Origin of the sequence: Amycolatopsis sp. NPDC049253 (assembly GCF_040678995.1) — a bacterium.
Classification (GTDB): Bacteria; Actinomycetota; Actinomycetes; order Mycobacteriales; family Pseudonocardiaceae; genus Amycolatopsis.
Genome location: NZ_JBFAQX010000010.1, coordinates 46,484 through 70,193 on the forward strand (window position 1 = coordinate 46,484; position 23,710 = coordinate 70,193).

Consider the following 23,710-nt stretch of genomic DNA (forward strand, 5'->3'; position numbering starts at 1 on the left):
CCGCGGCGTCAGTGCCGCGGGTAGCGCTGCACCCACTCTGCGCCCAGGAAGCTCAGCGCGGAGCGGCGGTCGAAGTGCCACAACGCGTCGGTGACGACCTGTTCGATGAGGTGCCGCAGCTCGAGCTGCTCGACCCACTTCTGCGGCAGCCCGGGCACGCCCACGCGGGCGCCGAGCAGCGCACCGGTGATCGCCCCGGTGAGCGCGCTGCGCCCGGAGTGGTTCACGGCGCGCAGCAGGGCCTGCTCGGGGTAGTTCTCGAACCCGGACAACGCGGCGAACGCGCGGCCGAGCACCGAAAGCGTGCCCTGGCCGTCGCCGATGAGCTCGGGCATCCGCAGGTCCGGCAACCCGTGCTCGCCGAAGAACGGCACCGACTCGGCCACCATCGCCTTCACCGGCGCCCACTCCGGACCGTTGACGAACGTGGTGTTGTGCTCGGTCAGGATCTCGCGCGAGAGGTTCCACACGGGGTAGCTGAACGCGTCCTTCGTGAGCACCGGCTCGAACAGCCACGCCAGGTACGTCGCCACCGACAGGTCGTCCTCGTGCGAATGCGTCACGCCGACGAGGTCACGCACGGCCTGGCGCACGCCGCCGCTGAAGCCCGTGCCGGGGCCGGCGGCGATGAGTGTGGCGGGCAGCGCGGCGATCAAGGACGTCGGCCCGGTCATCGGCACTGCCTGCGGAGATCCGGTGACGAGCGCGTGGTACGCGTTGAGCTCGGCGTCGTCCGCGGTGCGGCGGACGTGCAGGTCGGGCACCTTCACGAGCCAGCCGTCGGCGTCGTCGTACGGCGCGCCCTGCGTGTGCAGCCAGCGCATCAGCGCGCCGCGCACCACCGACGGGAACTGCTGCTCGACGTCACGCGACTCCGGCTGCTCGCGGTGCGGGCTGCGGATCACGGCCTCGGTGTAGAACAGCAGCCGCTGCGTCAGCGAGCCGATGCGGCCCGCCTGGTCGAACGCGACGGGCAGGTCGGCCACGCCCTCGGACCCGAACTGCGTGACGATCTCGTCGAGCCGCATCCGGTCCACGGCCATGCCGAGCGCCTCGCCGAGCGCGAAGCCCACGTACGCGCCCGCGACGCGCTGCCAGCCGTAGCGGAAGTTCTCGAGGTCGCGGTCGGGGTACTTGCCGAACGTGTCGAGGCGCGGGATCACGCGGCCGAGGTTGTCCCAGCCCGGCACGAGACCGTTGGCGCGCCAGTCGTTCGGCTTGCTGCGCGGCGGCTCCGCCATCGCGAGGCGGTTGAGCCACGACTGGCCCAGCACGGTGCGCTGGCACTCCTCGGCGGTGAGCTCGAAGCCGTGGCGGCGCGCGTTCTCGGCGGCCACCAGCGGCACGGCCACCGGTTCGGGCAGGCCCATCCGCGTGGCGGTGTCGCTGGTGAGGCGCTCGAGGTCCTCTTCGGCCTCGGGGCCGCGCCCGTGCCGGTCGATGCGCGGCTCGTGGCGCGGGAAGCGCTTGGCGATGGCCGTGAGGTCCTCGCCGGAGACGTCCTCGAACGTCGCCGGGCCGCCGTTGATCACGAGGTTCGGCGGGTGCTCGAACTCGGCCAGCGTCGCGAGGTCCACGCGCCACCAGGAGTGCTCGCGCGGCGGGAAGTGGCGCGTCGCGCTGAACACGCGCAGCTCGTTGCGCTCTTCAGAGAAGTAGAAGCGGTCCGTGGCGCCGGTCTTCGGGTCGAGCGGCACGAAGACGTCGCAGCGCAGCAGGCCGATGAGCAGCTGCTCACGCGTGAGCCAGCCGACGCTGGCGAACGCGAGCAGCGTCTCCAGCGTGTTCTCCGGCTTCGGGTAGCCGCGGCGGATCGGACCGGCCTTGTACTCGGGGTTCTCGCGCTCGTCGCCGGTCTGGTGGCCCTCGTTGTCGACCTTGACCCAGCCGGCCACGGCCTGCAGCGGCACACCGAGCTCGCCGAACCCGGCCTTCACGTACTCGGGGTCCACGACTTCGCGCCAGCTCTCCTGGCCGGGGAACGCCACGGGGATGCTCAGCCCTCCTGGGTTCGGGGGTGCCTGGCGCAGCTCGCCGTCGGGCTCGCGCACGACCACCGACGGCGGGGGGAACAGTTCCTTGTCCGGGCGCCCGTCGTCAAGGAAAGCGGTGGTGTTGTACGGGATCGACCAGCCTTCGGGGATGCGCAGCACGCGGTCGTGGTCGACCCGCAGCCCACCAGGACCGGCGATCTGGGGACCGTGCACAGCGCGTAGCCAGTTCACGACCTTCTCCATCGCTTCCGCCGCTTCCACCTACTCGATCCTCTCCAGGCTTCCGTCGGACTCGTGCTCCGCGATCGGCTTGGGCAACACGTACGCCACTGCTCCGCCCGGCAGGTTCGCCCAGGGCACCGTGACTCCGGTGACCACGTAGAGTGGCCGTCGTAGGCGGTAGGTGTGCGCCACTCGTTCCCGTTCGAGTGGCAGTGACGTCGTGGCGAACCGTACCTGGCCGTGGTGGACCAGGTTGCCCGGTTCCTCCCCGAAGCGCAGGACGACCGTACCTTCGGGCAGCCGGGTGAGTCTCTTGTTGCGCAGCAGGGTGAGGGGCGGGTCACCCGCGGTCGGCTGGATGGGCCAGTCGTCCACTTCCTTCGCCGTCTCGAGCGGGGTCTCGCGTCCGCCCGTCCGGCGGGCCGGGTGCAGCAGGAGCGCGCCGAGCAGCTGCTGGGCCGCGTCGGCGAGGTGCTCGAAGGTCTGGCCTTCACCGGCCGCCGAGGTGACGGTCCAGCCGTCGTCGTCCCTGGTCAGGCACCATTTACCGGCCTCGGCGGCGCCGATCCGGTAGGCCTGCGACCACACACCGAACGAGCCGAGCCGCTGCACGAGGATCACCAGCAGCTGTTCGTCGGCCAGGTCCGGGTCGGGGCTGGTCTCCAGCTCGGCGGCGACGTCGCCGGCGGTGCGCTGCCCGTCCTCGGGTTCGGGACGCGGCCGCGGGCGGCCGAGCAGGTCGGCCTCCGCCGTGCGGCGCACGAGGTGCTCGACGTACGGTGGCTGGAACCCCAGCTCACGGATGTGCGCGACGAGCTCCGGCTCGGGCGCGATGCCGTGGCGGCGCAGCTGGTGGGGCACGGTCTCGGGCCACAGCCACGTGCCGTCGGTGCGGTGTGTGTCGCCGACCAGCGCTTCGCGCTCGAGGTACTGCAGCACGAGCGGCAGCTCTTCGTCGGCAAGCGGCTCACGCTCCTCCCCCACCTCGGCGGGGCGGGCGCGGCGGAACTCGACGTTGAGCGGCAGGCCGGTGCGCAGCCGCCACCAGTCGGGGATGTGCTCGTCCTCGCGGGGGAACGTCTCGAGCTCGTCGCGGTAGGCGCCGGGTTCGGGCGGGGTCGTCCACTGCGGTTCGCCGTCGACGAAGAAGTCGAAGTCGAACGTGCCGCCGGGCGCGAGCACGAACCGCGCCTGCAGCCACGTGCCGCGGCCCTGGCGGTACATGCCGGCGCGCAGCGCGTGGAACATTTCGATCAGCTCGGGGCCGGCCTCGGTGTTGCGCGGCTGGACCTCGGTGTGGCCGCCGACCTGCGCGAAGCCGATGCCGGCGGGCGCGCTCTCATCGGGCTGGTGGGCGCGGATCAGCCGCCCGATCTCGACGAGCCGGCCGTGTTGGTCGGACTCGGAAAGTGGTGGTTCCACAGGTCTCAGCACATCCGGGTGCGCGGCGTCAGTAGCCGCGGCGCCGGTGCTGGGGCACGGCGCTTCGCGGAGGCAGCTGTCCTTGCGGCTTCACCGCGCCCTGCGTGGCGGGGCTCTGCGGCGCCGTACGCGGGCGCACGCGGCGCGGCGTCGGCCGGGGGGACGGCATCTGGTGCGGCGCGGCGTCGGTGAGCGGGGCCTCGGCGAGCTGCTGCACCAGGGCCTGGACGGTGAACGCGAGCTGGGCGGGAGTGGTGCGCTGGAAGGTGTCCGGGGCGAACTCCAACCGGCCCAGCGTGCCGCCGCTGCCGACGGTGGCCCGGACCAGCCCGTCAGGAGACGTCAGCACTGCAGGAGCGGCTTCCAGGGCGCGGTCGTCCCCTGCGGTACTCACGGTGGCCCCCCGTGTCGGTTGCACTCGCCGGGGGTCACCCGGCTGGGTCACGCGTCACTCTAATGCCAATGCGACGATCACTGACCCCGTTCGGTCCAACGGTTTGCGGCAGCGAATCAGCTCGGCCCGTCCGGTACCGCGCGGCGGCGTGCCACGAGATAACCGGCGCCGCCGAGGAAATAGCAGATCGTGGCCGCGATCATCAGCCCCGGCGAGTACCCGTTGTCCGGGATGAAGACCGCGCCGATGGCCACGGCGGCCACCTGCGTGATGTTGAACAGCGTGTCGTACAGGGCGAACACGCGGCCGCGGGCCTCGTCGGCGACGTCGAGCTGGATCGACGAATCGACACACAGCTTGAGCACCTGGCCCGCGCCGGTGATGAGGAACGACGCCAGCAACGCCAGCGGCAGGACCATCGGCAGCCCGAGCGCCGACTGGGCGACGGCGGCCACCAGCAGCGCGCCGAGGATCGCGCGCAGCCGGCCGAAGCCGCGGATCAGCCGCGCGGTGAGCAGCCCGGCCACCAGGATGCCGGCGCCGGCGAGCGCCGCCATCTGCCCGAGCCCGGGCAGACCGGCGCGGAAGACCCCGTCGTCGGTGAAGTAGTTGCGCATCAGCAGCACGGTGACCAGCAGCGAGATGCCGTAGGCCGCGCGGTGGGCGAACAGCGCGATGAACCCGGCCGTCACGCTCGGCGCGCGCCAGGCGTGGCGGGCGCCGTCCGCGAGACCGCGGGCGACGGCGAGGAACGGGTTCGGTGGCTCGTCGACGACCGTCGGCCCGAGCACCCCGCGCGTGAACCTTCGGGCGATCAGCGCCGAGACGAGCGCGCCCAGCGCGGCGAACGCCGTCGTCTCGGCCGAGCCGAGGTTGTCGGCGCCGAAGACCGCGCGCAGCAGGATGGCGCACCCGCCGCCGACCACGGCCAGTGCCGAGCCGAGCGTGGTCGCGAAGGCGTTGGCGGACACGACGCTCGCCGCCGGGACCACGTGCGGCAGCGAAGCCGACAGACCCGAGCCGATGAAGCGTGACAAGCCTTCGGCCAGCAGCGCGAGGGAGAACAGTCCCGGTCCGCCGAGGCCCGTGCCCACGGCGGCGGCCGACGCGAGGATGGCGACCACCCGCAGCAGGTTCGCGAACACGAGCACGCGCCGGCGGTCCCACCGGTCGAGCAGCGCGCCCGCGAACGGTCCCACCACGGAGTACGGCAGCAGCAGCACCGCGAAGCCCTCGGCGATGGCCAGCGGATCGGCGGCGCGTTCGGGGTTGAACAGCACGGCGCCCGCGAGGCCCGCCCGGTACACCCCGTCGCCCCACTGCGCGGCGAACCGGGTGTAGAGCAGCCTGCGGAACTCGCGATCACGGACCAGGAGCTTCGGTCCGATCCGCTCCGTTGTCGGGCTGATCGTCACGGGGGCCAGCGTAGCTACGGGGTGAACGGCTCAGAAGGTCCTAATGAGCGCACTTCGCCCAGTGGGCCGGCGGCATTTTACTGAGCTGTGACGCCGGTGGCGGACTGCGAAGAGGCGTGAAAGCGTTTCACTGAGAGGACAGACGTCCGACTGTCGTCGCCGAGAGAGGGGTGTGGCCATGACCGGCGCCGCGTCGCGGCTGGTGGGTGCCGCCGAGAAGCTGCTCGGGGCTGAGCTCCCGCTGCAGATCCGTGCGTGGGACGGTTCCCAGGCCGGTCCGGAGGGCGCGCCCGTGCTCGTGGTGCGCAACCGCCGCGCCTTGCGCCGTCTGCTGTTCAAGCCGGGCGAGCTGGGCCTTGGCCGTGCCTGGGTCTCCGGCGATCTCGGCCTCGAAGGGGACCTCTACACCGCGCTCGGAGCCATGGCCGGGCTGATCTGGGAGCGCGACGAAGCGGACAGCGGCGGCGTCCTCAGCGCCCTGCGGGACCCGGAGGTGCGGGGCGCCATCGCCGAGTTGCTCAAGCTCGCCGGACCGCCGTTGCCTCCCGCGCGGCCGCCCGAGGAGGTGCGCCGGCCCCGCCACCTGCACACCCGGCGCAGCGACAAGCGGGCGATCAGCCACCACTACGACGTGGGCAACGAGTTCTACGAGCTCGTTCTCGGCCCGTCGATGGTCTACTCGTGCGCGTACTGGTCCGAAAGCGGCACCCTGGAGACGGCCCAGCGCGACAAGCTCGAACTCGTCTGCACGAAGCTCGGCCTGCGTGAAGGGCAGCGGCTGCTCGACGTCGGCTGCGGCTGGGGCTCGATGGCGCTGCACGCGGCGCGCGAGCACGGCGTGCGCGTCGTCGGCGTGACGCTCTCGGAGGAGCAGGCCACGTACGCCCGTAAGCGCGTGGCGGAGGCGGGGCTGACCGACCGCGTGGAGATCCGCGTGCAGGACTACCGCGACGTCTCCGACGGTCCCTACGACGCGATCTCCTCCATCGGCATGGCCGAGCACGTCGGAGCCGAGAGCTACCTGGAGTACGCCCGCGACCTGTACGCCCTGCTTCGCCCGGGCGGCAAGCTGCTCAACCACCAGATCGGCCGCCGGCCGCGCGTGGACGAGTCCGAGTACCAGCTCGACGGGTTCATCGACGCCTACGTCTTCCCCGACGGCGAGCTCGCGCCGATCGGCACGACCGTCACGCAGCTGGAGCGCGCCGGGTTCGAGGTGCGAGATGTCGAAGCGCTGCGCGAGCACTACGCGCTGACCCTGCGCCGCTGGGTCGCCAACCTGGAAGCCGACTGGGACCGGGCCGCGCGGCTCGCCGGAGCCGGCCGCGCCCGCGTCTGGCGGCTGTACATGGCGGCGTCGGCTCTCGCGTTCGAGAGCAATCGCATCGGCGTGAACCAGGTCCTGGCGGTGCGGACTCCGGACGAGGGCGTGTCGGGTCTGCCGCTGCGGCCGCGGACGTGGCACGGCTGAAAAAGCTGGCGGCCGGCGCACTTGGTCGCCTCTCGGCGGCTTGGCGCAGTGTGGCTCCAGCCGAACTGGTATTCCACAAAGGCTGTTCTTCAGTGAGCCCGGGGGACACGGAGTGCGCCGGCCTACTGTTCCCAACGGGGCACGAGTGGTTGGTGTTCCCGTGCCGACGAAATTCTCGTGGCGGGAAGTGGGAGGATTGGCGGCGTGCCAGCGGACGCCGAGGTTGAACCGGGAACGCTCCTGGTCGCCGCACCCACGATGTTCGACCCGAACTTCAAGCGGACCGTGGTGTTCGTCATCGACCACCGCGACGAGGGCACGCTCGGCGTGGTCCTGAACCGCCCGAGCGACGTCCCGGTGTACGACGTGCTGCCCAACTGGGGTGGGCACGTGGCGGAGCCGCAGTCGGTGTTCGTCGGCGGTCCGGTGGAAAAGAAAACGGCGCTGTGCCTGGCCGCGCTGCGCACGGGTGAGACAGCGGCGAGCGTGCCCGGCGTGATCGCCGTGCGGGGGCCGGTTGCGCTCGTGGACCTCGACACGGACCCGGAAGCGCTGGTGCCGAAGGTGCGTGGCGTACGAGTCTTCGCCGGCTACGCGGGCTGGGACTCCGGGCAGCTGGCGGGCGAGATCGAGCGCGACGACTGGGTCATCGTGCCCGCGTTGCCGAGCGACATCCTGGCCTCGCCCAACCGTGACCTCTGGGGTCAGGTGCTGCGCCGCCAGGGCGTGCCGATCGCGTTGCTGGCCACCCACCCGGGCGACCTGCAGCGCAACTAGCTTTCGGCGTCGACCTTCTGGAACACGCCGCAGCCACCCGAACCGCACGCGCAGCCGCTGCAGCCCGCGGGGGCGGCCGGAGCCGGCGCGGGCACGGTCAGCGCGGCACGGGCGCCGAGCACCCCGCCGCCCGCGACCAGCACCAGCATGCCCAGCACGCCAACGAAAGCCGCGGCGATGATCCCGGCCGTGGTGCCCGTGGCGAGGCCCGCCAGCCCGGCGATCACGCCGACGGCGCCGCCCGCGAGCGTCGGCACGCTCGCCACCCGGTTGGCCAGCTTGAAGGCGTCGTCACTGCGCAGCGAAGCCGCCGTGCGGACACCGGTACCGCTTTCGCGGGTCAGCCGTTCGCGGAAGCCGAGGAAGCCACCCCAGCCGACGACGAGACCCAGCACGATCGGGACGAGCGCGATAGCGAACACCCCCTGAGGATAAGCGTGACCTCGCGGCAACGTGGTGGATACCCTCGTCCGTTGTGCTACACGCCATGTCTTCGTCCCAGCGACGCCGCGTGCTCACCGCTGCCTTGATCGGGGTACTGCCCCTTTCCCTGCTCGCCGCTCCGGCGGCGACTGCTGCGGAGAGTCACGCCCGCCCCGTTCGCCTCATCGGCGAGCAGATCGTGGCAGGCGCCCTTCAGTTCCAGGGCACCACCGTCGGCGGCCTGTCGTCGATCGACTTCGACCCGCGCACAGGCGGTTACGCCTTCATCTGCGACGACCGCTCCGCGATCAACCCCGCCCGCTTCTACACGGCGAAGTTCTCCCTCGACGCCCACCACCTCGGCCCGGTGACCTTCACCGGTACGAAGCCGCTGCTGCGCCCCGATGGCACCCCGTACCCGCCGCTCGCGCAGAACGACCCGACGGCGCCGCAGAACGAGCAGACGATCGACCCCGAAGAGCTGCGCGTGGACCCGTGGACCGGCGGCTACACCTGGTCGCAGGAAGGCGACCGGCTGGCCGACTCGGTCATCCAGCCCTCCATCCGCGAGGCCACCCGGGACGGCCGCTACGTGCGGGACCTGCCGCTGCCGGCCGACGAGAAGATGACCGCCGACGCCGGCCCGCGCCGCAACTACGTGCTCGAAGGCCTCGCCTACACCGGGTTCGGCGCGCTGCTGGCCAGCGAGGTCGAGGCGCCGCTGCTGCAGGACGGCCCGCCGCCGACCCCGACGTCCGGCGCGCTTTCGCGGGTCACCCTGCAGGCGCGGACGGGCCCGGTGCTGGCGCAGTACGCGTACCCGCAGGAGAAGCTGTTCGCGACGCCGGTGCCGGCCGACGCGTTCGCCGACACCGGCGTGTCGTCGATGCTCGCGGTGAACCAGCTCGACCCGACGAAGTTCCTCATGATGGAGCGCTCGTTCGTCACCGGCGTCGGCAACAAGGTGCGGGTGTACGAGATCGACACGTCCGGCGCGACCAATGTGCTGAACGTGAAATCGCTCGCCGGCGCCAAGGGGATCAAGCCGGTGAAGAAGAAGCTGATCGCCGACTTGTCGGACTACGTTTCCGCGGTGGACAACGTCGAGGGCATGACCTGGGGCCCGGCGCTGCCGAACGGTGAGCGCAGTCTGGTCTTCGTGAGCGACAACAACTTCTCCGCGAGCCAGGTGACGCAGGTCATCGCTTTGGCGGTCCCTTCAGAACGACTTTGACCGCCACGTTAAAATGAGCTCATGAACACGGCTCGGCTGCTCCTTGGCCTGCCGCGCTGACTCGGTCAACCCTTGGCCCGGCCGGCGCGGCGACCCCTCATGCCTTCGGGCTTGAGGGGTCGAGTTGTTTCTGGAGTGGTCCGATCACGGAGGAAGACGGCGATGACAGAGTCCACGGCGCCCACCCCGACCACGGGTGACGGCGCTCCCGGCGCCGAGAACACCCCGCCGCACCGCTACACCGCGGAGCTCGCGGGGCAGATCGAGCGCCGCTGGCAGGACTACTGGTCCGACCACGGCACCTACCACGCGCCGAACCCGACGGGCGCGCTGGCGGTCGAGGGTGAGCCGGTGCCGTCGGACAAGCTGTTCGTGCAGGACATGTTCCCGTACCCGTCCGGCTCGGGCCTGCACGTCGGGCACCCGCTGGGCTACATCGGCACGGACGTCTACGCGCGCTACCACCGCATGATCGGCCGCAACGTGCTGCACACCCTGGGCTATGACGCCTTCGGGCTGCCGGCCGAGCAGTACGCGGTGCAGACGGGCACGCACCCGCGCACCACGACCGAGGCGAACATCGCCACGATGCGCAGCCAGCTGAAGCGCCTGGGCCTGGGCCACGACGAGCGCCGCTCGATCGAGACGATCGACCCGGACTACTACAAGTGGACCCAGTGGATCTTCCTGCAGATCTTCAACTCCTACTACGACGAGGAAGCGCAGAAGGCGCGTCCGATCGAGCTGCTGGAGAAGGCGTTCGCCGCGGGTGAGCGCCCGACGCCGGACGGGCGCGCGTGGAGTGAGCTGAGCGACGTCGAGCGCCGCAAGGTCATCGACGACCACCGCCTGGTCTACATCTCCGAGGCGCCCGTGAACTGGGCGCCCGGCCTGGGCACGGTCGTCGCCAACGAAGAGGTGACCGCCGACGGGCGCAGCGACCGGGGCAACTTCCCCGTGTTCCGCAAGAACCTGCGCCAGTGGATGATGCGGATCACCGCGTACTCGGATCGGCTGGTCGACGACCTGGACCTGCTGGACTGGCCGGAGAAGGTCAAGTCCATGCAGCGCAACTGGGTCGGGCGCTCGCAGGGCGCGCGGGTCGCCTTTGTTTCCGGCGACGAAAAGATCGAGGTCTTCACGACCCGGCCCGACACGCTGTTCGGCGCCACCTACATGGTGCTGGCGCCCGAGCACCCGCTGGTCGACAAGCTGACGCCGGCCGAGTGGCCCGGCGAGCACCCGCAGGTGTGGACCGGCGGCGCGAAGACCCCGGCCGAGGCCGTCGCGGAGTACCGCCTGGCGACGTCGCGCAAGTCCGATCTGGATCGTCAGGAGAACAAGGAGAAGACCGGCGTCTTCACCGGCGCGTATGCCGTGAACCCGGTCAACGGCAAGGAAATCCCGGTCTTCATCGGCGACTACGTGCTGATGGGCTACGGCACCGGCGCGATCATGGCCGTCCCGGCGCAGGACCAGCGTGACTGGGACTTCGCCAAGAAGTTCGAGCTGGAGATCGTCCGCACGGTCGACCCGGGTGAGGGCTTCGACGGCGAGGCGTTCACCGGTGACGGCGCGGCGATCAACTCGGCCAACGACACCGTCTCGCTGGACGGCATGGGCGTGGCCGACGCGAAGAAGACGATCATCGCGTGGCTGGAGGAGCAGGGCGCCGGCGAGGGCACCGTGCAGTACAAGCTGCGCGACTGGCTGTTCGCCCGCCAGCGCTACTGGGGCGAGCCGTTCCCGATCGTCTACGACGAGACCGGGATGCCGATCGCGCTGCCCGAGGACCAGCTGCCCGTGGTGCTGCCGGACGTCGACGACTACTCGCCGAAGACTTTCGACCCGGACGACGCCGACTCCGAGCCGTCGCCGCCGCTGTCGCGCGCGACCGAGTGGGTCGAGGTCACGCTGGACCTGGGCGACGGGCCGAAGAAGTACCGCCGCGACACCAACGTGATGCCGCAGTGGGCGGGTTCGTGCTGGTACCAGCTGCGTTACGTCGACCCGGACAGCCCGGACGTGTTCTGCGCGCCGGAGAACGAGGCCTACTGGATGGGCCCGCGCCCGGCCGAGCACGGCGTCGACGACCCGGGCGGCGTCGACCTGTACGTCGGCGGTGTCGAGCACGCGGTGCTGCACCTGCTGTACTCGCGCTTCTGGCACAAGGTGCTGTACGACCTGGGCCACGTGTCGTCGAAGGAGCCGTACCGGCGCCTGTTCAACCAGGGCTACATCGAGGCCTACGCCTACAAGGACAAGCGCGGCGTCCACGTGCCCGCCGACGAGGTCGTGGAGCGCGACGGCAAGTTCTTCCTGGGTGACGAGGAGGTCACCCAGGAGTACGGGAAGATGGGCAAGAGCCTGAAGAACGCCGTGACGCCCGACGAAATGTCGGACACCTACGGCGCCGACACCTTCCGCGTGTACGAGATGTCCATGGGCCCGCTGGACATGTCCCGTCCCTGGGCGACCAAGGACGTCGTCGGCGCGCACCGCTTCCTGCAGCGCCTGTGGCGCCTGCTGGTCGACGAGGAAACCGGTGAGCTGCGCGTGATCGCCGACGACCCGTCGGAGGCCGACCGGAAGCTGCTGCACCGCACCATCGCCGGCGTCCGCGAGGACTACGCGGAGATGCGCTTCAACACCGCGGGCGCGAAGCTGATCGAGCTGAACAACCACCTGACCAAGGTGTACGGCTCGGCGGCCGGCACGCCGCGCGAGGTGGCGGAGCCGCTGGTGCTGCTGCTGGCCCCGCTGGCGCCGCACGTGGCCGAGGAGCTGTGGCACCGCATGGGCCACGTCGACTCCCTGGTCCACGGGCCGTTCCCGGTCGTCGACGAGAAGTACCTGGTCGAGGACTCGGTGGAGTACCCGATCCAGGTCAACGGCAAGGTCCGGGCACGCGTGACGGTGCCGGCGGACGCGTCGTCGGACGTGGTCCAGGCCGCGGCGCTGGCGGAGGAGAAGGTGGCCGCCCTGGTGGGCGACAAGACGCCGCGCAAGGTGATCGTGGTGCCGGGGCGGCTGGTCAACATCGTGCTGTGAACCGGTGCTGGTGAATTCGTGCGTTCCGGCCCGGGTCTCGTGCCCGGGCCGGTAACGTGCTTGCCGTGCGTAGTCGATCGCTCACCGTTCTGCCGTTGCTGGCGCTGACCCTCGCCGGGTGCGCCGTCGCGCCCGCGCCTGCCCCCGGCAAGCCCGCCCCGGCGCTGCCCGCCGACTCGGTGGCCTACGACCAGCTGCCGGTGATCACCAGCCGCGCGCCGCTGTTTCCGGGCACGTGCGCGCAGTTCGAACAGAATGCGCAGCTCCGCGCCGCGTTCGAGGTCGAGAAGATGCAGTTCAACGAGTACCAGAATTTGTGCTCGCTGACCCGCGCCAGCGGCCCGACCGCCTTCGTGGGCGCACTCGATCCGAGCGACCGGGTTCCGGATCCTTGGGTGGATACCTGGGGCGCCTACTCCTACACGCTGCACCACTTCCGGCGAACGTTGCTACAGGAAAATCGCTACTACGCGGTCGACAGCCTCGACGTGAACGGGTGCACGGTTTCGGTGAACACCGGCGCGAAGCAGGTCCTTGAAGTCTCCCTCCAGTTCAACGAGAGCGATGGCGAGCTGGCGGGAGACAGCGTCGACGCCGACCGGCGGATCGCCGCGAAGTCCTGCCCGGAGACCGAACGCCTCGCCGAGACGTACCTCAAGATCGTCGATCCCGGCGGCGGCTCGCTCGCCCGTTAAGCGGCTTCCCGCGTGCCGGCGCGGAAGATCGCGACCGCGGCCAGCCCTAGCCACAGGACGAGCGAGGTGACCAGCGCGATCACCCCGTGTTCGGACACGCCGGACAGCTGCCGCGCGGGCTCGATCGGGTCGACCCAGCCCGCGAAGTCGATGTTGCCCTGCAGGATCGCGAACAGCAGCGACACCAGCACGTAGGTGGTGATCGCGCCGGCGGTGTTGGGGATGAGCCAGCCGACCGTCACCGCGAGCAGGGTCATGCAGAGCGCGCCGACGAAACACGCCGCGACGACCATGCCGGGCCGGAAGGTGAGCAGGTTCTGGATGTCGCGCGCGTCGAGGCGGCCGGAGTAGAACGTGAACGTCATCAGGACGTGGACGCCGCCGATCAGCAGCCACGCGCCTACGGCGATGGTGGCCTGCGCGAACACGTACCGCATCCGCGAAGGCTGCACCAGCAGCGTCGGCTGCGAGCTCCGGTAGTGCCACTCGGCCGCGATCAGCTTCACCAGCGTGAGGTCGACCAGAACCGCGGCGAGCCGCACCGTGAGGAACACCGGGCCGAGCTGCCGGGTGAGGGTGTTGGGGCGCGACGAGTCGACCATGAACATGATCGAGAGCACCACCAGCCCGATGGGCGCGGCGATGAGCAGAATCTTGTCCGCCACCGTCGCGCTCATCTTCCGCAGCTCGACACCCACCACCGTGCCGAATGAAGCGCGCTTCGCCGCACCGGTGGCCCACGCCGGCTGCTGCTGCGTAGCCGTCTGCATCGGGATCATCGCGGACCTCCCGTGAGGCGGAAGAAGAGTTCTTCCAGGTTCTGCTGTTCCTCGGCCAGCCCGAGCACCCGCACCTGCGCGGCGAACGCGATCTCCGAGACGCGCTCCGTCGGGGCGGCGACGGAAAGCGCGTCGGGGCCGGTCTGGCGGACGTCGAGGCCCGCGCGTTGCAGGGCCGTACCGAGCTTGGGCACGTCGTTGGTGCGCACGACCGTCCGCGCGGGGCCGGCAAAGCTGGTGAGCGGACCGTCGGCGACGACGCGGCCGTGGCCGATCATCACGATGCGGTCGGCCGTCTGGTCCACTTCGGACAGTACGTGGCTCGACAGCAGCACCGTGCCGCCGCGCTGGGCGTAGCCGCGCAGAAGCTGCCGCGTGGAGCGGATTCCTTCGGGGTCGAGGCCGTTGATGGGCTCGTCGAGGATGAGCACGGGTGGGTCGGCGAGCAGCGCGTGCGCGAGCCCGAGACGCTGGCGCATGCCGAGGCTGTACTTGCCGATGCGGCGGTTCGCCGCGTCGCTGAGCCCGACCTGCGCGAGCACCTGGTCGGCGCGTGAGCTGGGCAGGCGCATGAGCTTGGCGCCGTTCACGAGGTGGTGGCGGCCCGTGCGGCCGGGGTGCACGGCGGCCGCGTCGAGCAGCACGCCCGCGACGTGTCCCGGGTTGGGCCAGTCCCCGAACCGCCGCCCGGCGATCGTCGCCGTGCCCGCGGTGGGGCGGGTCAGGCCGCAGATCATGCGCAGCGTGGTCGACTTCCCGGCGCCGTTCGGCCCGAGGAACGCGGTGACCGTGCCGGGCTGCAACGCGAACGACACGTTCTCCACCACCCGGCGCCCGTCGTAGTCCTTCACCAGCCCTGGACGTGCAGCAACCCCCGGCCCTCCCCTTCAAGATCGGAGGTGAGTTTGTCACAAACCGTGTCGGGCCGTGCGCAAAACCGAACCATCGAGCGCCACGGCCGAAACGCGCCAGCACCCCCACTCTCCGGTCGATTCGATGGAGTCATCAGGAAAACCGGCTTCCACGAAGGAGATCTGGGGATGGAGCTCGACGGCAAAGTGGCGCTCGTGACCGGCGGCAGCCGAGGAATCGGAGCAGCGACGGCGCAGCGGCTGGCCGAGGAAGGCGCCGACGTCGCGATTACGTACGTCCGCGGGGCCGAGCGCGCGACGGAGGTCGTGGAGAAGATCAAGGCGACAGGGCGCAGAGGGCTGGCGATCGCGGCGGACAGCGCGGACGCCGAAGCCGTGCGGGCGGCGGTCGAGACCGCGGTCGCGGAGTTCGGACGGCTCGACGTGCTGGTCAACAACGCGGGCGTGGGGTTCGTCGCGCCCGTCGCGGAGACCGGGCTGGCGGATCTGGACCGCGTGCTGGCGGTGAACGTGCGCGGCGTGTTCCTGGCGACGCAGGCGGCGGCCGAGCACCTCGGCGAAGGCGGGCGCGTGGTCACCATCGGCAGTTGCGTCACCGATCGCGTGCCGGGGCCGGGCATGGTGCTGTACGCGATGAGCAAGTCGGCGATGGTCGGGCTGACGAAGGCACTCGCGCGGGAGCTGGCGCCGCGCGGGGTCACCGTGAACCTCGTGCACCCTGGGCCGACCGACACCGACATGAACCCGGCCGACGGTCCGTTCGCCGAGGACCAGCGGTCCCTCACCGCCGCCGGGCGCTACGGCACGGCAGGGGAAGTCGCCGACGCCGTGACGTACCTGGCCGGCCCGGCGAGCGAGTACATCACCGCCGCGACGCTGTCGGTCGACGGCGGCCACGCCGCCTAACCGGCGTAGAGCCCGACGTCGCGGGCCAGGTCGGTGAGGATGGCCTCGAAGAGGATGTCCGGCTTCGAGACGGGGATCGGGTAGTTGCCGAACACCTCGAGCGTCACGTGGCCGTACAGGCGCGCCCAGAACTGGATCATCAGGTACGTGAGCCCGAGGTCCAGCTTCTCGGGCGCGATCGCGCGGCCCGACTCGCCGAGCACGGCGAGCAGTTCGCTCTGGAACGCGGTGAGGTCGTCGCGCAGCTCGGGCGGGACGACGTCGTTCGGCGGCATCACCAGGTCGTGCGTGGCGAGGACCTGGCCGGCGGCGGCGAGGAAGATGCGGCCGAACGGCTCGTCGAGGCGGTGCAGCGCGCTGCCCGCCGTGGTGCCGACGCCGCCCGTGGGCGACGCGAACACCAGCGTGAACTCCTTGGTGTGCGTGAGCGCCCACCTGCGGAAGCCCTTGCAGATGGCGAAGAGCTGGGCCATGCCGTCGTCGGGCAGCACGGCGACGTCCTCGGCGAGCTCGGCGGCGAGGTCGGCGATGACGTCGAGGCGCAGGTTCTCGACCAGGTCGTCGCGAGATTCGTAGTAGCGGTACAGGGCCGGCGCGGTGATGCCCAGCTCCCGGGCGATCGCCCGGAGCGTCACGGCGTCCGGACCCTGTTCGACCAGCAGTCTCCGGGCGGTCCGGCGGATGTCCTGCTCGGTAGCCGCTCGCGCGCGGCCCCTTCGCGTGGGGCTGCTCATCCGGACATTCTAGGTGGTCGGCACGGTTGTTCCCGTAACAACGCGGCCGGAGAGCAGCCGGGCCTGCAGATCGGTGAGCGGGCGCAGCACCCACATGGCCACCACGACCATGCCCAGCGCGCACCAGAAGTGCACGAGCCAGGCCCCGGCGAGCGACGGCCCACCCCACGATTCGTCGGCGGTCGAGGGGTCCCAGAACAGGCCGTACGTCGCGATCCGCCACACCAGGAACCCGATGAGCAGCGAAAAGGGGATGGCCACCACGCTCACCCCGGCCGCGGCCAGATAGCGAGGGGTCCCTTCGCGCGGCGGGACGTTCAGGAGCCGGCTCGCCAGCAGCTGCCGGGCGCGTCTGCCGCCGAAACAGGCGGGCAGGGCGAGGAGGGCGTAGACCGCGCGTTTCCAGTCCGAGATCTTCATGCGTTCGACGCTAGGGGCCGTTGAGCTGCGAAAACACCCGGACGTCCGCCGAACGGGGTAGGGAAACCCCGACCGCGTTCTGTCACACTTCGTCCGAGATGGACGAAATCACCACGGTCACCTACCCCGCGCCCGTGCCGCCGGACGAGGTGCGGCTGGCGACGTTGCTGCTGCTGGTTCCGGGGCTCCTGATCGCGGGCTTCGGCGGCCTCCTGATGACGGCGAGCCGCGCCGGGCTGTACGCCGGCTCGGTGATCGCGCTGATCGGGCTCGTGCTGCTCGGCTGCATCCCCCTCGGGCGGCGCGGCCTGCGCAAGGAGCGGCTGAGCGTCGAGGTCGCGGCGCGTGGCCTGCGGTTCCCCGTTCGCGACGCGCGGCTGGTGCTGCCGTGGGACGAATTCAGCGCGGTGGTGCTGGTCGAGAAGCACAACCGGGTCGAGGTGTACCTGGCGCCGGCCGACGAACAGCGGTGGGCGGACAAGTTCAGCCGCCGCGGTCCCCACGGCTTCGTCCTGTCGACGTTGTTCGAACCCGGCGAGGCCCACCGGCTGGCGGCCGCCGTCGAGACGGTGCGGCCCGGGTTGGTGCGCTGGCCGTCGCTGGAGGTCCGGCGCGGCGGGTTCGGTTTGCAGCGCACGGCCGTGACGGTGGTGCGGTGGGCGTCGGTGAAGCGGGCGCCGGTGGCCGGCGAGAGCGTGAAGGTGCGCGCGAGCAAGGCTTCCGGTGCGCGTCAGGCGGCGATCGGGGGCACGGTGGCGTTGCTCATGGCGGTGCTGATCGTGCGGATGTGGCTGCCGGTCACGGTGCCCGGGCTGATCGCGGTCGCCTTGTGCGTCGGCGCGCTGGTCTGGACGCGGCACCGTGGCACGCGGGGTGTGTTCACCGTGGACGGTCAGGGGGTCACGTGGATCCCTCGGTACGACAACGGGGTCGTGGTGCGGCGCGACGAGATTTCCGCCCTGACGGCCGAGGCGGGCGGTGTCGTCCGCGTGACTCCGCGCGAGGGCGGTGAATTCGTGCTCGCTTCGGGTGTTTCGATGCCGGCCGCGCGGGCCGTGGCCGCGCTGGTCGGGGCGCCGCCGACGCCGATCACTCGGGGGGCTACGTGATCGGCGCCGGCGACCCGATGCCCTCTCCGGTGCGCTTCCGGTCGGGGCAACGCCACTGGCTCAAGGACAGTGACGCTTCACAAGAGCGGAACCCGTCTCAGAAGTGACGCCTGGGGGACATGGATCCCCCGATCGAGTGACGGGCATCCGCTGCTCGCCTGATTGTCGCACTGGGCGCCGGATAAGTTACAAAAACCTTCACTTTTGCGCACGGACGGTGGGTGACCTGCGCCCGAGCGCACTCGTGGCAAGGTGTCGACCATGTGCGCAGCCGTGCTGGTGGTGGGTTCCGCCAACGCCGACCTCGTCGTCCCCGTCGACCGCCGCCCGGCCGGTGGCGAAACCGTCCTGGGCGGCGACACGGTGCTGTCCCCGGGCGGCAAGGGCGCGAACACGGCGGTCGCGGCGGGCCGGCTGGGTGCGGATGTCGCTCTGCTGGGCGCCGTCGGTTCGGACCCGTACGGCGCGCTGCTGCGAGATTCGCTGTCCGGCGCCGGGGTTCGGACTGAGCACTTGCGCACCGTCGATCGTCCCACCGGCATCGCCTACATCACCGTCACACCGGACGGCGAGAACTCGATCCTGGTCTCCCCCGGCGCCAATTCCGCCCTGACGCCCGCCGACATCACCTCCGAGGCGCTCGCTGACGTCGCTGTGGTGGTGCTGTCGCTGGAAGTCCCGCTGCCGACGGTCGAGCACGCCGTCCGACGCGCGGCCGCCGCCGGCGCGACGGTGCTGCTCAACCTCTCACCCGCCGCGCAGCTGTCTCCGGAGACGCTCGGCGCGCTCGACGTCCTGCTGGTCAACGAGCACGAAGCGGCGTACCTGCTCGGCTCGGACGACGCCGATCCACGCAAGCTGCTCGATCTGGGCCCGCGCGCGGCCGTCGTCACCCTGGGCGCGAAAGGCGCCGTGGTGGTGGCCGCCGACGGGGTCACCGAAGTCGCCTCGCCGAAGGTCGAGGCCGTCGACACGACCGGCGCGGGCGACGCCTTCGCCGGAGCACTCGCGGCCGCCCTGGCCGACGGCGCCGATCTCGCCGCCGCGGCACGACGCGCGGCCACCGTCGCCGCGGTGAGCGTCACACGGCCTGGCGCACAGCCTTCGTACCCGACGGCTGCGGAACTCGGCTGAATCGCTGGGCTGAGTTCTCCTTTACTTGAGGGTGCCGACTGGGTTTGGAGGCTTGGGCTTTCCTGTGGCCCGGCTGCTGCGGGGCTGGGCTGGTTTGCGCCGATGGGAAGTCACGCTGGCGCGCACGCTCGCGGCTGCGACGTGCTCGGCCGCGCCCGCACGGGTTCGCGCTCTGGCGAGGCCGCGCTCGCCCAGATCGACGGCCCGGCTGCTGCGGGGCTGGGCTGGCTCGCGCCGATGGGAAGCCACGCTCGCGGGCCGCAACGCGCTCGGCCGCGCCCGCACGGGCTCGCGCTCTGGCGAGGCCGCGCTCGCCCAGATCGACGGCCCGGCTGCTGCGGGGCTGGGCTGGTGTGCGCGGATCCAGGAAGCCACGCTGGTGCACACGCTCGCGGCTGCGACGTGCTCGGCCGCGGCCGCACGGGCTCCGGCGAGGTCACGCTCGCCCAGATCGAGGTCTCTCGTTCGACTGCGCAGTGTTTGAGTCAGTTACGCGGGTTGTGCTGGTGGGGTTCTTGTTCGACTTCACAGCGTGCGAATCGGCTGCCCGGGTTTGCGCTGGCGGCTGTCGTGCTTCGACCTGGCGGGAGGCCTCATTCGTCCTCAGCCCTGCGGCCGCGCTCAGCGCCCGGTGATCATCGCTCGGCGCTGTTCCGTGGTCTGGGCGTTGCTTCGCCGCTGCCGCGGTTGACCGGACCGTGTCGATATGCGCCGAAGTCCGTGCCTGCCTCCCTCGACCGTCCCTCCCCTGTATGTCTCCTTCGGTGCGCACCCCGCTGCTGCGGACCCTCACCGCCGCGACCCCTCAGTTCCATCCCCGCTCATCCTGCTGCCGTGCCATTGCGGCCCGCTCCCGCCGCACCCCTCCCACTGCGTCGCAGCCGCTGCGCCCCCATCCCACCCCCGAGTTATCCACAGCCGCCTCCACGGCCCCCGAGTTGTCCACAGATTCCTCACCACCCGTTTTCAGGCCCCTGACCTCGGTAAAATGGGATCGGGGCAGCCCCCCGGAGAGGGCGGGGGTTGTGGTGCGGGGCGGGGAAGCGCGAGCGTCACACGGGAGCGCGGGGAGGCGGGGCGAGGTAGAGCGAGGTAGGAGGTGGCGCGGGTGCAACGCATCCAAGAGAGCCGGGTGGTGTGGCCGACACCGCGAGCCGTCCGCGGGTATCTGGGATATGGTCTAGACCATGTCTGAGAGCACGACAGCGGGGCTGGGCGGGGTTGCGGTGAGTCCGGGGCGGGCGAGGGGGCCTGTCGTGCGGGTGGCGGAGCCCATGGGCGAGCCGGCGAGTACGCCGGCGCCCGGGGATGCGCTGGTGGAGGCCGCGCGGATCGAGCCGGCGGCGGAGGTCGTGGCGAAGCGGCTGGAGGCGCAGGCGGAGGCGGCGACCGGGGAGGCCGCCACGATCCTGATCACCACCGCGGCCATGGCGGGCGACCCGGCGTTGGCGGCGCAGGCCAAGAAGCTGGTGACGGAGCAGAACTTGCCCGCGGCGCGCGCGGTGTACCAGGCGGCTGAGGGGTTTGCCGAGGCGTTGGCCGCGGCCGGTGGGTACATGGCCGAGCGGGTGCGTGACGTCCGTGATGTGCGGGACCGCCTGGTGGCCGAGCTGCTCGGGCAGCAGCCGCCGGGAGTGCCGGAGTTGCCGTCGCCCAGCGTGCTCGTGGCGAGGGACCTGGCGCCGGCGGATACGGCGGGCCTGGATCCCGCGAAGGTGCTCGCGCTGGTCACCGAGGAGGGCGGTCCGACCAGTCACACGGCGATCCTCGCCCGGGCGCTGGGGATTCCGGCGGTGGTGGCCGTGCGGGGGATCCTGGAGCTCGACGCGAAGGCGCTGACCGTCGACGGCGACACGGGTCTCATCCAGCCGGCGGACCCGGCCGACCCGATCATCACCGCCGTCGCGCAGGGGCCTGCGGAGTGGAACGGCGCCGGCGCGACCGCGGACGGGCACGTCGTCAAGGTCTACGGCAACGTCGGCTCGCCCGCCGACGCGCAGGCGGCCGCCGAGGCGGGCGCGGAGGGCGTTGGCCTGTTCCGCACCGAGTTCAGCTTCCTCGACGCCCCGGCGGAGCCGTCCGTCGAGGAGCAGCGCAAGGCGTACGCGGCGGTGCTGGCGCCGTTCCGCGGCAAGCCGGTGATCGTGCGGACGCTCGACGCCGGAGCCGACAAGCCGCTCGCCTTCCTCAACCCCGACGACGAGCCCAACCCGGCGCTGGGCGTGCGCGGGCTGCGCGTGGCGTTCGACCGGCCCGACGTCCTCGACCGCCAGCTCGAGGCCATCGCCGGGGCGGCCCGGGATTCAGGCGCGCTGGTCTCCGTGATGGCCCCGATGGTCGCGACGGCCGAGGAAGCCGCGTGGTTCGCCGAACGGGTGCGTGCGGCGGGCATCGAGCGCGCCGGTGTGATGATCGAGATCCCGGCGGCCGCGCTGTCCGCGCGGGAGATCCTGGACGTCGTCGATTTCGTGTCGGTCGGCACCAACGACCTGGCCCAGTACACGTTCGCCGCCGACCGTCAGCTCGGCGCCGTGGCGAAGCTGAACGACCCGTGGCAGCCCGCGTTGCTGCGGTTGCTCAAGCTGATCGGCGACGCGGCGAAGGCGACGGGCAAGCCCGCCGGCGTGTGCGGCGAAGCGGCGGCCGACCCGCGGCTCGCCGTGGTGCTCGCGGGCCTGGGCCTCACGAGCTTGTCGATGAACGCGGCGGCCGTGCGGGCCGTCGGCGCTTCGCTGGCCACGGTCACGCTGGCCGAGGCGGAGGCGAAAGCAACGAACGCGCTGGCCAGTGCGGATCCCGTCGCGGCACGCGCGGCAGCGAACTGAAAGACGGAGCCGGACCCGGCCGACGGATGGAAAACCGGGTCCGGCACCGCATCGCTGGTCAGCCGAAAAAGCCCCGCCGAGGGTTGCGGATGACCAGCGAGCCTCCGTGGATACGGCCCGTGATGATGTAGCGCGGGTTGCCGGCGCGACCGTTGCTGCCGGTCTTGTCGTCGAGCGAACCGAACTTGATCTCGGTGATCGCGTTGTAGTCCACCGCGGCCTGCGGCGGGATGATGATCTCGACCGAACCCCACTTGGAGTCCAGCTCGATCTCGACGACCGGCGTCGACACCTGGGCCTCGGTGAAGTCCAGCTTCGTGCTGCCGTACTTGTTGCGCACGACCATCGCCGGCGGCACCAGCCACGGGCCGCCGCGCTGCAGCGACGAGTACTTGGCGTTGAGCTCGAGCCGCTGACCAGGCGCATACGTGCTGGTCGGTGGCTGGTAGGCGGGGTAACTCGGTGCCGCCTCCGGGTGCAGCAGCCCCGGCAGATCGGTGAGCACGGCGTTCAGCTCGCCGCGTGTACGCGACGCCAACGCCTTGTCGGTGCGCTCCGTGAACTCGTCGAGGTTGAGCATCCCCAGCCCGATCGCCTTCTGGAGCACGGCGACGACGTGTTCGCGCTCGTCGTCCGACACCCGGATGTCGCGTGCGGTCAACGGCTTCGTCTCGGTCGCGGCCTCCGCGCCGGTCGTCTCTTCCTCGGCCATGCAAACGATGGTAGAACCGTATTTCCCTCGTCAGATCGGGGAAAAACCCTGAACAGACCCGTATTTCGCGCCGGCGTCGCCCTCGTTGCGACGAGCTTCCTCCTGGCCGCGTGTACGGGCGAGGCCCCCACCCCGGCTCCGGCCCCCGAGGCCACGGCGACGCCCCGGCCGAGCGGCCCGCCGCCGAGCGGGCTCACCGGGTCGGTCACCACCGGTGGGATCGACGTGCAACTCCTGCTCGCCACGTCGCCGCCGACCCTGTTCGACGCCGACACCGGCGCGAACGGCCTGGTGCCCGGCGTGCCGGGCGGCGATCGGCTGGTCGGCTTGCGGCGCGTCGGCCGCACCCCGGTGATCCTCACCTCGCCCCCGTGCCAGCAGACCTGCCAGCCGTTCGACGTCTACGCCTACGCGGGCGTGGCCACGCCGCTCGGCCAGGCGGTGAGCCTCGCGCCGGGCGCCGACGCCAAGAGCGTGTGGGTCATCCGCCAGGACGCCCCGGACAGCTGCCGGCTCGAGCACGTGTCGCTCGCCGGCTCGGAGCTGGGCGGCGGCAACGTGGCGAGCTGCACCACGGTCCTGCGGCAGGAGACCTCGCGCGGCCTGCTGATCACCGTGAACAACGGCACCGCCGAAACCGTCGACGTCCTCATCGACCCCGACACCGGACGCACGGTGCAGCAGGCCCCGAGCATCCTCGCCGCGATCGGCGACCGGCTGATCCTCGGCGGCCTCACGGACCTCACGGTCGTCGACCTGCGCGACGGGAGCCGGGAGAAGATCCAGCCGCCGGTGGTCCAGAGCAACCCCCTGGTCGTCCCGAGCCGGGAAGGCACCTTCGCGGCCGTCGACTTCGGCTCGCCCGCGTGGCACAGCTCCGACATCCAGACCCGCGACGTGTGGCTGCTCGACCTCTCGGATCTGACCTGGCAGCAGGCACCGTCGATGCCGTTCTCCACCGACAACCTCAAGCGCTCGTCGCTGGACTGGACCGACGACGGCGACCTCGTGCTCGACGACGGGGTGGTCGCGGCCTGGCACCCGGGCGAACCCGCGTGGCGGCTCGGGAAGGCCAAGCTGACCGGCGCCCTGCAGACGGCCGCAGTCAGCGCTTCGTAGCG

Annotated in this window: 20 protein-coding genes; 10 read left to right on the top strand and 10 right to left on the bottom strand. The window is 71.3% G+C overall.

Features of this window, described 5'->3' with window-relative positions:
* Positions 1 to 8 precede the first annotated feature (8 nt).
* The 4 genes from AB0K15_RS23270 to AB0K15_RS23285 form a co-directional block, all read right to left on the bottom strand.
* Positions 9 to 2,255: an ADP-ribosylglycohydrolase family protein gene (locus AB0K15_RS23270; RefSeq protein ID WP_364053990.1), complete on the bottom strand. Its 2,247-nt coding sequence runs from the start codon at positions 2,253 to 2,255 to the stop codon at positions 9 to 11.
* Positions 2,256 to 3,638: a TNT domain-containing protein gene (locus AB0K15_RS23275; protein ID WP_364053993.1), complete on the bottom strand. Its 1,383-nt coding sequence runs from the start codon at positions 3,636 to 3,638 to the stop codon at positions 2,256 to 2,258.
* Positions 3,639 to 3,666: 28 nt separating this feature from the next.
* On the bottom strand, positions 3,667 to 4,032 hold the full coding sequence (locus AB0K15_RS23280) for a hypothetical protein (RefSeq protein WP_364053996.1): 366 nt from the start codon (positions 4,030 to 4,032) through the stop codon (positions 3,667 to 3,669).
* A 116-nt stretch (positions 4,033 to 4,148) separates the two neighbouring features.
* A complete protein-coding gene (locus AB0K15_RS23285; RefSeq protein WP_364053999.1) occupies positions 4,149 to 5,447 on the bottom strand; it encodes an MFS transporter in 1,299 nt (432 codons plus the stop codon).
* A 178-nt stretch (positions 5,448 to 5,625) separates the two neighbouring features.
* On the opposite strand from AB0K15_RS23285, the gene AB0K15_RS23290 reads away from it, so the two are divergent.
* Both AB0K15_RS23290 and AB0K15_RS23295 read left to right on the top strand, forming a co-directional pair.
* Positions 5,626 to 6,918, top strand: coding sequence for a cyclopropane-fatty-acyl-phospholipid synthase family protein (locus AB0K15_RS23290; RefSeq protein WP_364054006.1), 1,293 nt, complete (start codon positions 5,626 to 5,628; stop codon positions 6,916 to 6,918).
* A gap of 195 nt (positions 6,919 to 7,113) precedes the next feature.
* Complete coding sequence (locus AB0K15_RS23295; protein WP_364054657.1) at positions 7,114 to 7,695, top strand: YqgE/AlgH family protein; 582 nt, start codon at positions 7,114 to 7,116, stop codon at positions 7,693 to 7,695.
* Here AB0K15_RS23295 and AB0K15_RS23300 read toward each other — a convergent pair.
* Positions 7,692 to 8,117: an SdpI family protein gene (locus AB0K15_RS23300; RefSeq protein ID WP_364054009.1), complete on the bottom strand. Its 426-nt coding sequence runs from the start codon at positions 8,115 to 8,117 to the stop codon at positions 7,692 to 7,694. The genes AB0K15_RS23295 and AB0K15_RS23300 overlap by 4 nt on opposite strands.
* A gap of 65 nt (positions 8,118 to 8,182) precedes the next feature.
* On the opposite strand from AB0K15_RS23300, the gene AB0K15_RS23305 reads away from it, so the two are divergent.
* The 3 genes from AB0K15_RS23305 to AB0K15_RS23315 all read left to right on the top strand — a co-directional run bounded on the left by AB0K15_RS23305 (position 8,183) and on the right by AB0K15_RS23315 (position 13,098).
* Positions 8,183 to 9,352 carry an esterase-like activity of phytase family protein gene (locus AB0K15_RS23305; protein WP_364054012.1) on the top strand — a complete coding sequence of 390 codons (1,170 nt, stop codon included), beginning with the start codon at positions 8,183 to 8,185 and terminating at the stop codon, positions 9,350 to 9,352.
* Positions 9,353 to 9,514: 162 nt separating this feature from the next.
* Positions 9,515 to 12,403, top strand: coding sequence for a leucine--tRNA ligase (gene leuS / locus AB0K15_RS23310; protein WP_364054015.1), 2,889 nt, complete (start codon positions 9,515 to 9,517; stop codon positions 12,401 to 12,403).
* A gap of 95 nt (positions 12,404 to 12,498) precedes the next feature.
* Entirely contained in the window at positions 12,499 to 13,098 is a 600-nt protein-coding gene (locus AB0K15_RS23315; protein ID WP_364054018.1) for a hypothetical protein, read from the top strand.
* Here the strand turns inward: AB0K15_RS23315 and AB0K15_RS23320 are convergent.
* Both AB0K15_RS23320 and AB0K15_RS23325 read right to left on the bottom strand, forming a co-directional pair.
* Positions 13,095 to 13,877 (bottom strand): hypothetical protein, encoded by a 783-nt coding sequence (locus AB0K15_RS23320; RefSeq protein ID WP_364054021.1) that lies wholly within the window; start codon positions 13,875 to 13,877, stop codon positions 13,095 to 13,097. The genes AB0K15_RS23315 and AB0K15_RS23320 overlap by 4 nt on opposite strands.
* Positions 13,874 to 14,728, bottom strand: coding sequence for an ATP-binding cassette domain-containing protein (locus AB0K15_RS23325; protein ID WP_364054024.1), 855 nt, complete (start codon positions 14,726 to 14,728; stop codon positions 13,874 to 13,876). Before AB0K15_RS23325 ends, AB0K15_RS23320 begins: the two co-directional genes overlap by 4 nt.
* A 189-nt stretch (positions 14,729 to 14,917) precedes the next feature.
* Here AB0K15_RS23325 and AB0K15_RS23330 point away from each other — a divergent pair, with 189 nt between their 5' ends.
* Positions 14,918 to 15,655: a 3-oxoacyl-ACP reductase family protein gene (locus AB0K15_RS23330; RefSeq protein ID WP_364054027.1), complete on the top strand. Its 738-nt coding sequence runs from the start codon at positions 14,918 to 14,920 to the stop codon at positions 15,653 to 15,655.
* Here the strand turns inward: AB0K15_RS23330 and AB0K15_RS23335 are convergent.
* Together AB0K15_RS23335 and AB0K15_RS23340 are read right to left on the bottom strand one after the other, a co-directional pair.
* The gene (locus tag AB0K15_RS23335; protein WP_364054030.1) at positions 15,652 to 16,389 is read right to left on the bottom strand and encodes a TetR/AcrR family transcriptional regulator; all 738 of its coding nucleotides are present in this window, start codon (positions 16,387 to 16,389) and stop codon (positions 15,652 to 15,654) included. The two genes, AB0K15_RS23330 and AB0K15_RS23335, sit on opposite strands and share 4 nt — an antisense overlap.
* 9 nt (positions 16,390 to 16,398) lie before the next feature.
* A complete protein-coding gene (locus AB0K15_RS23340; protein WP_364054033.1) occupies positions 16,399 to 16,809 on the bottom strand; it encodes a hypothetical protein in 411 nt (136 codons plus the stop codon).
* A gap of 98 nt (positions 16,810 to 16,907) precedes the next feature.
* Here AB0K15_RS23340 and AB0K15_RS23345 point away from each other — a divergent pair, with 98 nt between their 5' ends.
* The 3 genes from AB0K15_RS23345 to ptsP all read left to right on the top strand — a co-directional run bounded on the left by AB0K15_RS23345 (position 16,908) and on the right by ptsP (position 21,877).
* On the top strand, positions 16,908 to 17,918 hold the full coding sequence (locus tag AB0K15_RS23345; protein ID WP_364054036.1) for a hypothetical protein: 1,011 nt from the start codon (positions 16,908 to 16,910) through the stop codon (positions 17,916 to 17,918).
* Positions 17,919 to 18,179: 261 nt separating this feature from the next.
* A complete protein-coding gene (locus AB0K15_RS23350; protein WP_364054039.1) occupies positions 18,180 to 19,052 on the top strand; it encodes a ribokinase in 873 nt (290 codons plus the stop codon).
* Positions 19,053 to 20,239: 1,187 nt separating this feature from the next.
* Positions 20,240 to 21,877, top strand: a complete 1,638-nt coding sequence (gene ptsP, locus AB0K15_RS23355; RefSeq protein ID WP_364054042.1) for a phosphoenolpyruvate--protein phosphotransferase — start codon at positions 20,240 to 20,242, stop codon at positions 21,875 to 21,877.
* A 58-nt stretch (positions 21,878 to 21,935) separates the two neighbouring features.
* Here the strand turns inward: ptsP and AB0K15_RS23360 are convergent, their stop codons facing one another.
* Positions 21,936 to 22,589, bottom strand: coding sequence for a DUF1707 domain-containing protein (locus AB0K15_RS23360; protein WP_364054045.1), 654 nt, complete (start codon positions 22,587 to 22,589; stop codon positions 21,936 to 21,938).
* A gap of 225 nt (positions 22,590 to 22,814) precedes the next feature.
* On the opposite strand from AB0K15_RS23360, the gene AB0K15_RS23365 reads away from it, so the two are divergent.
* Complete coding sequence (locus tag AB0K15_RS23365; protein ID WP_364054048.1) at positions 22,815 to 23,708, top strand: hypothetical protein; 894 nt, start codon at positions 22,815 to 22,817, stop codon at positions 23,706 to 23,708.
* Positions 23,709 to 23,710: the final 2 nt, after the last annotated feature.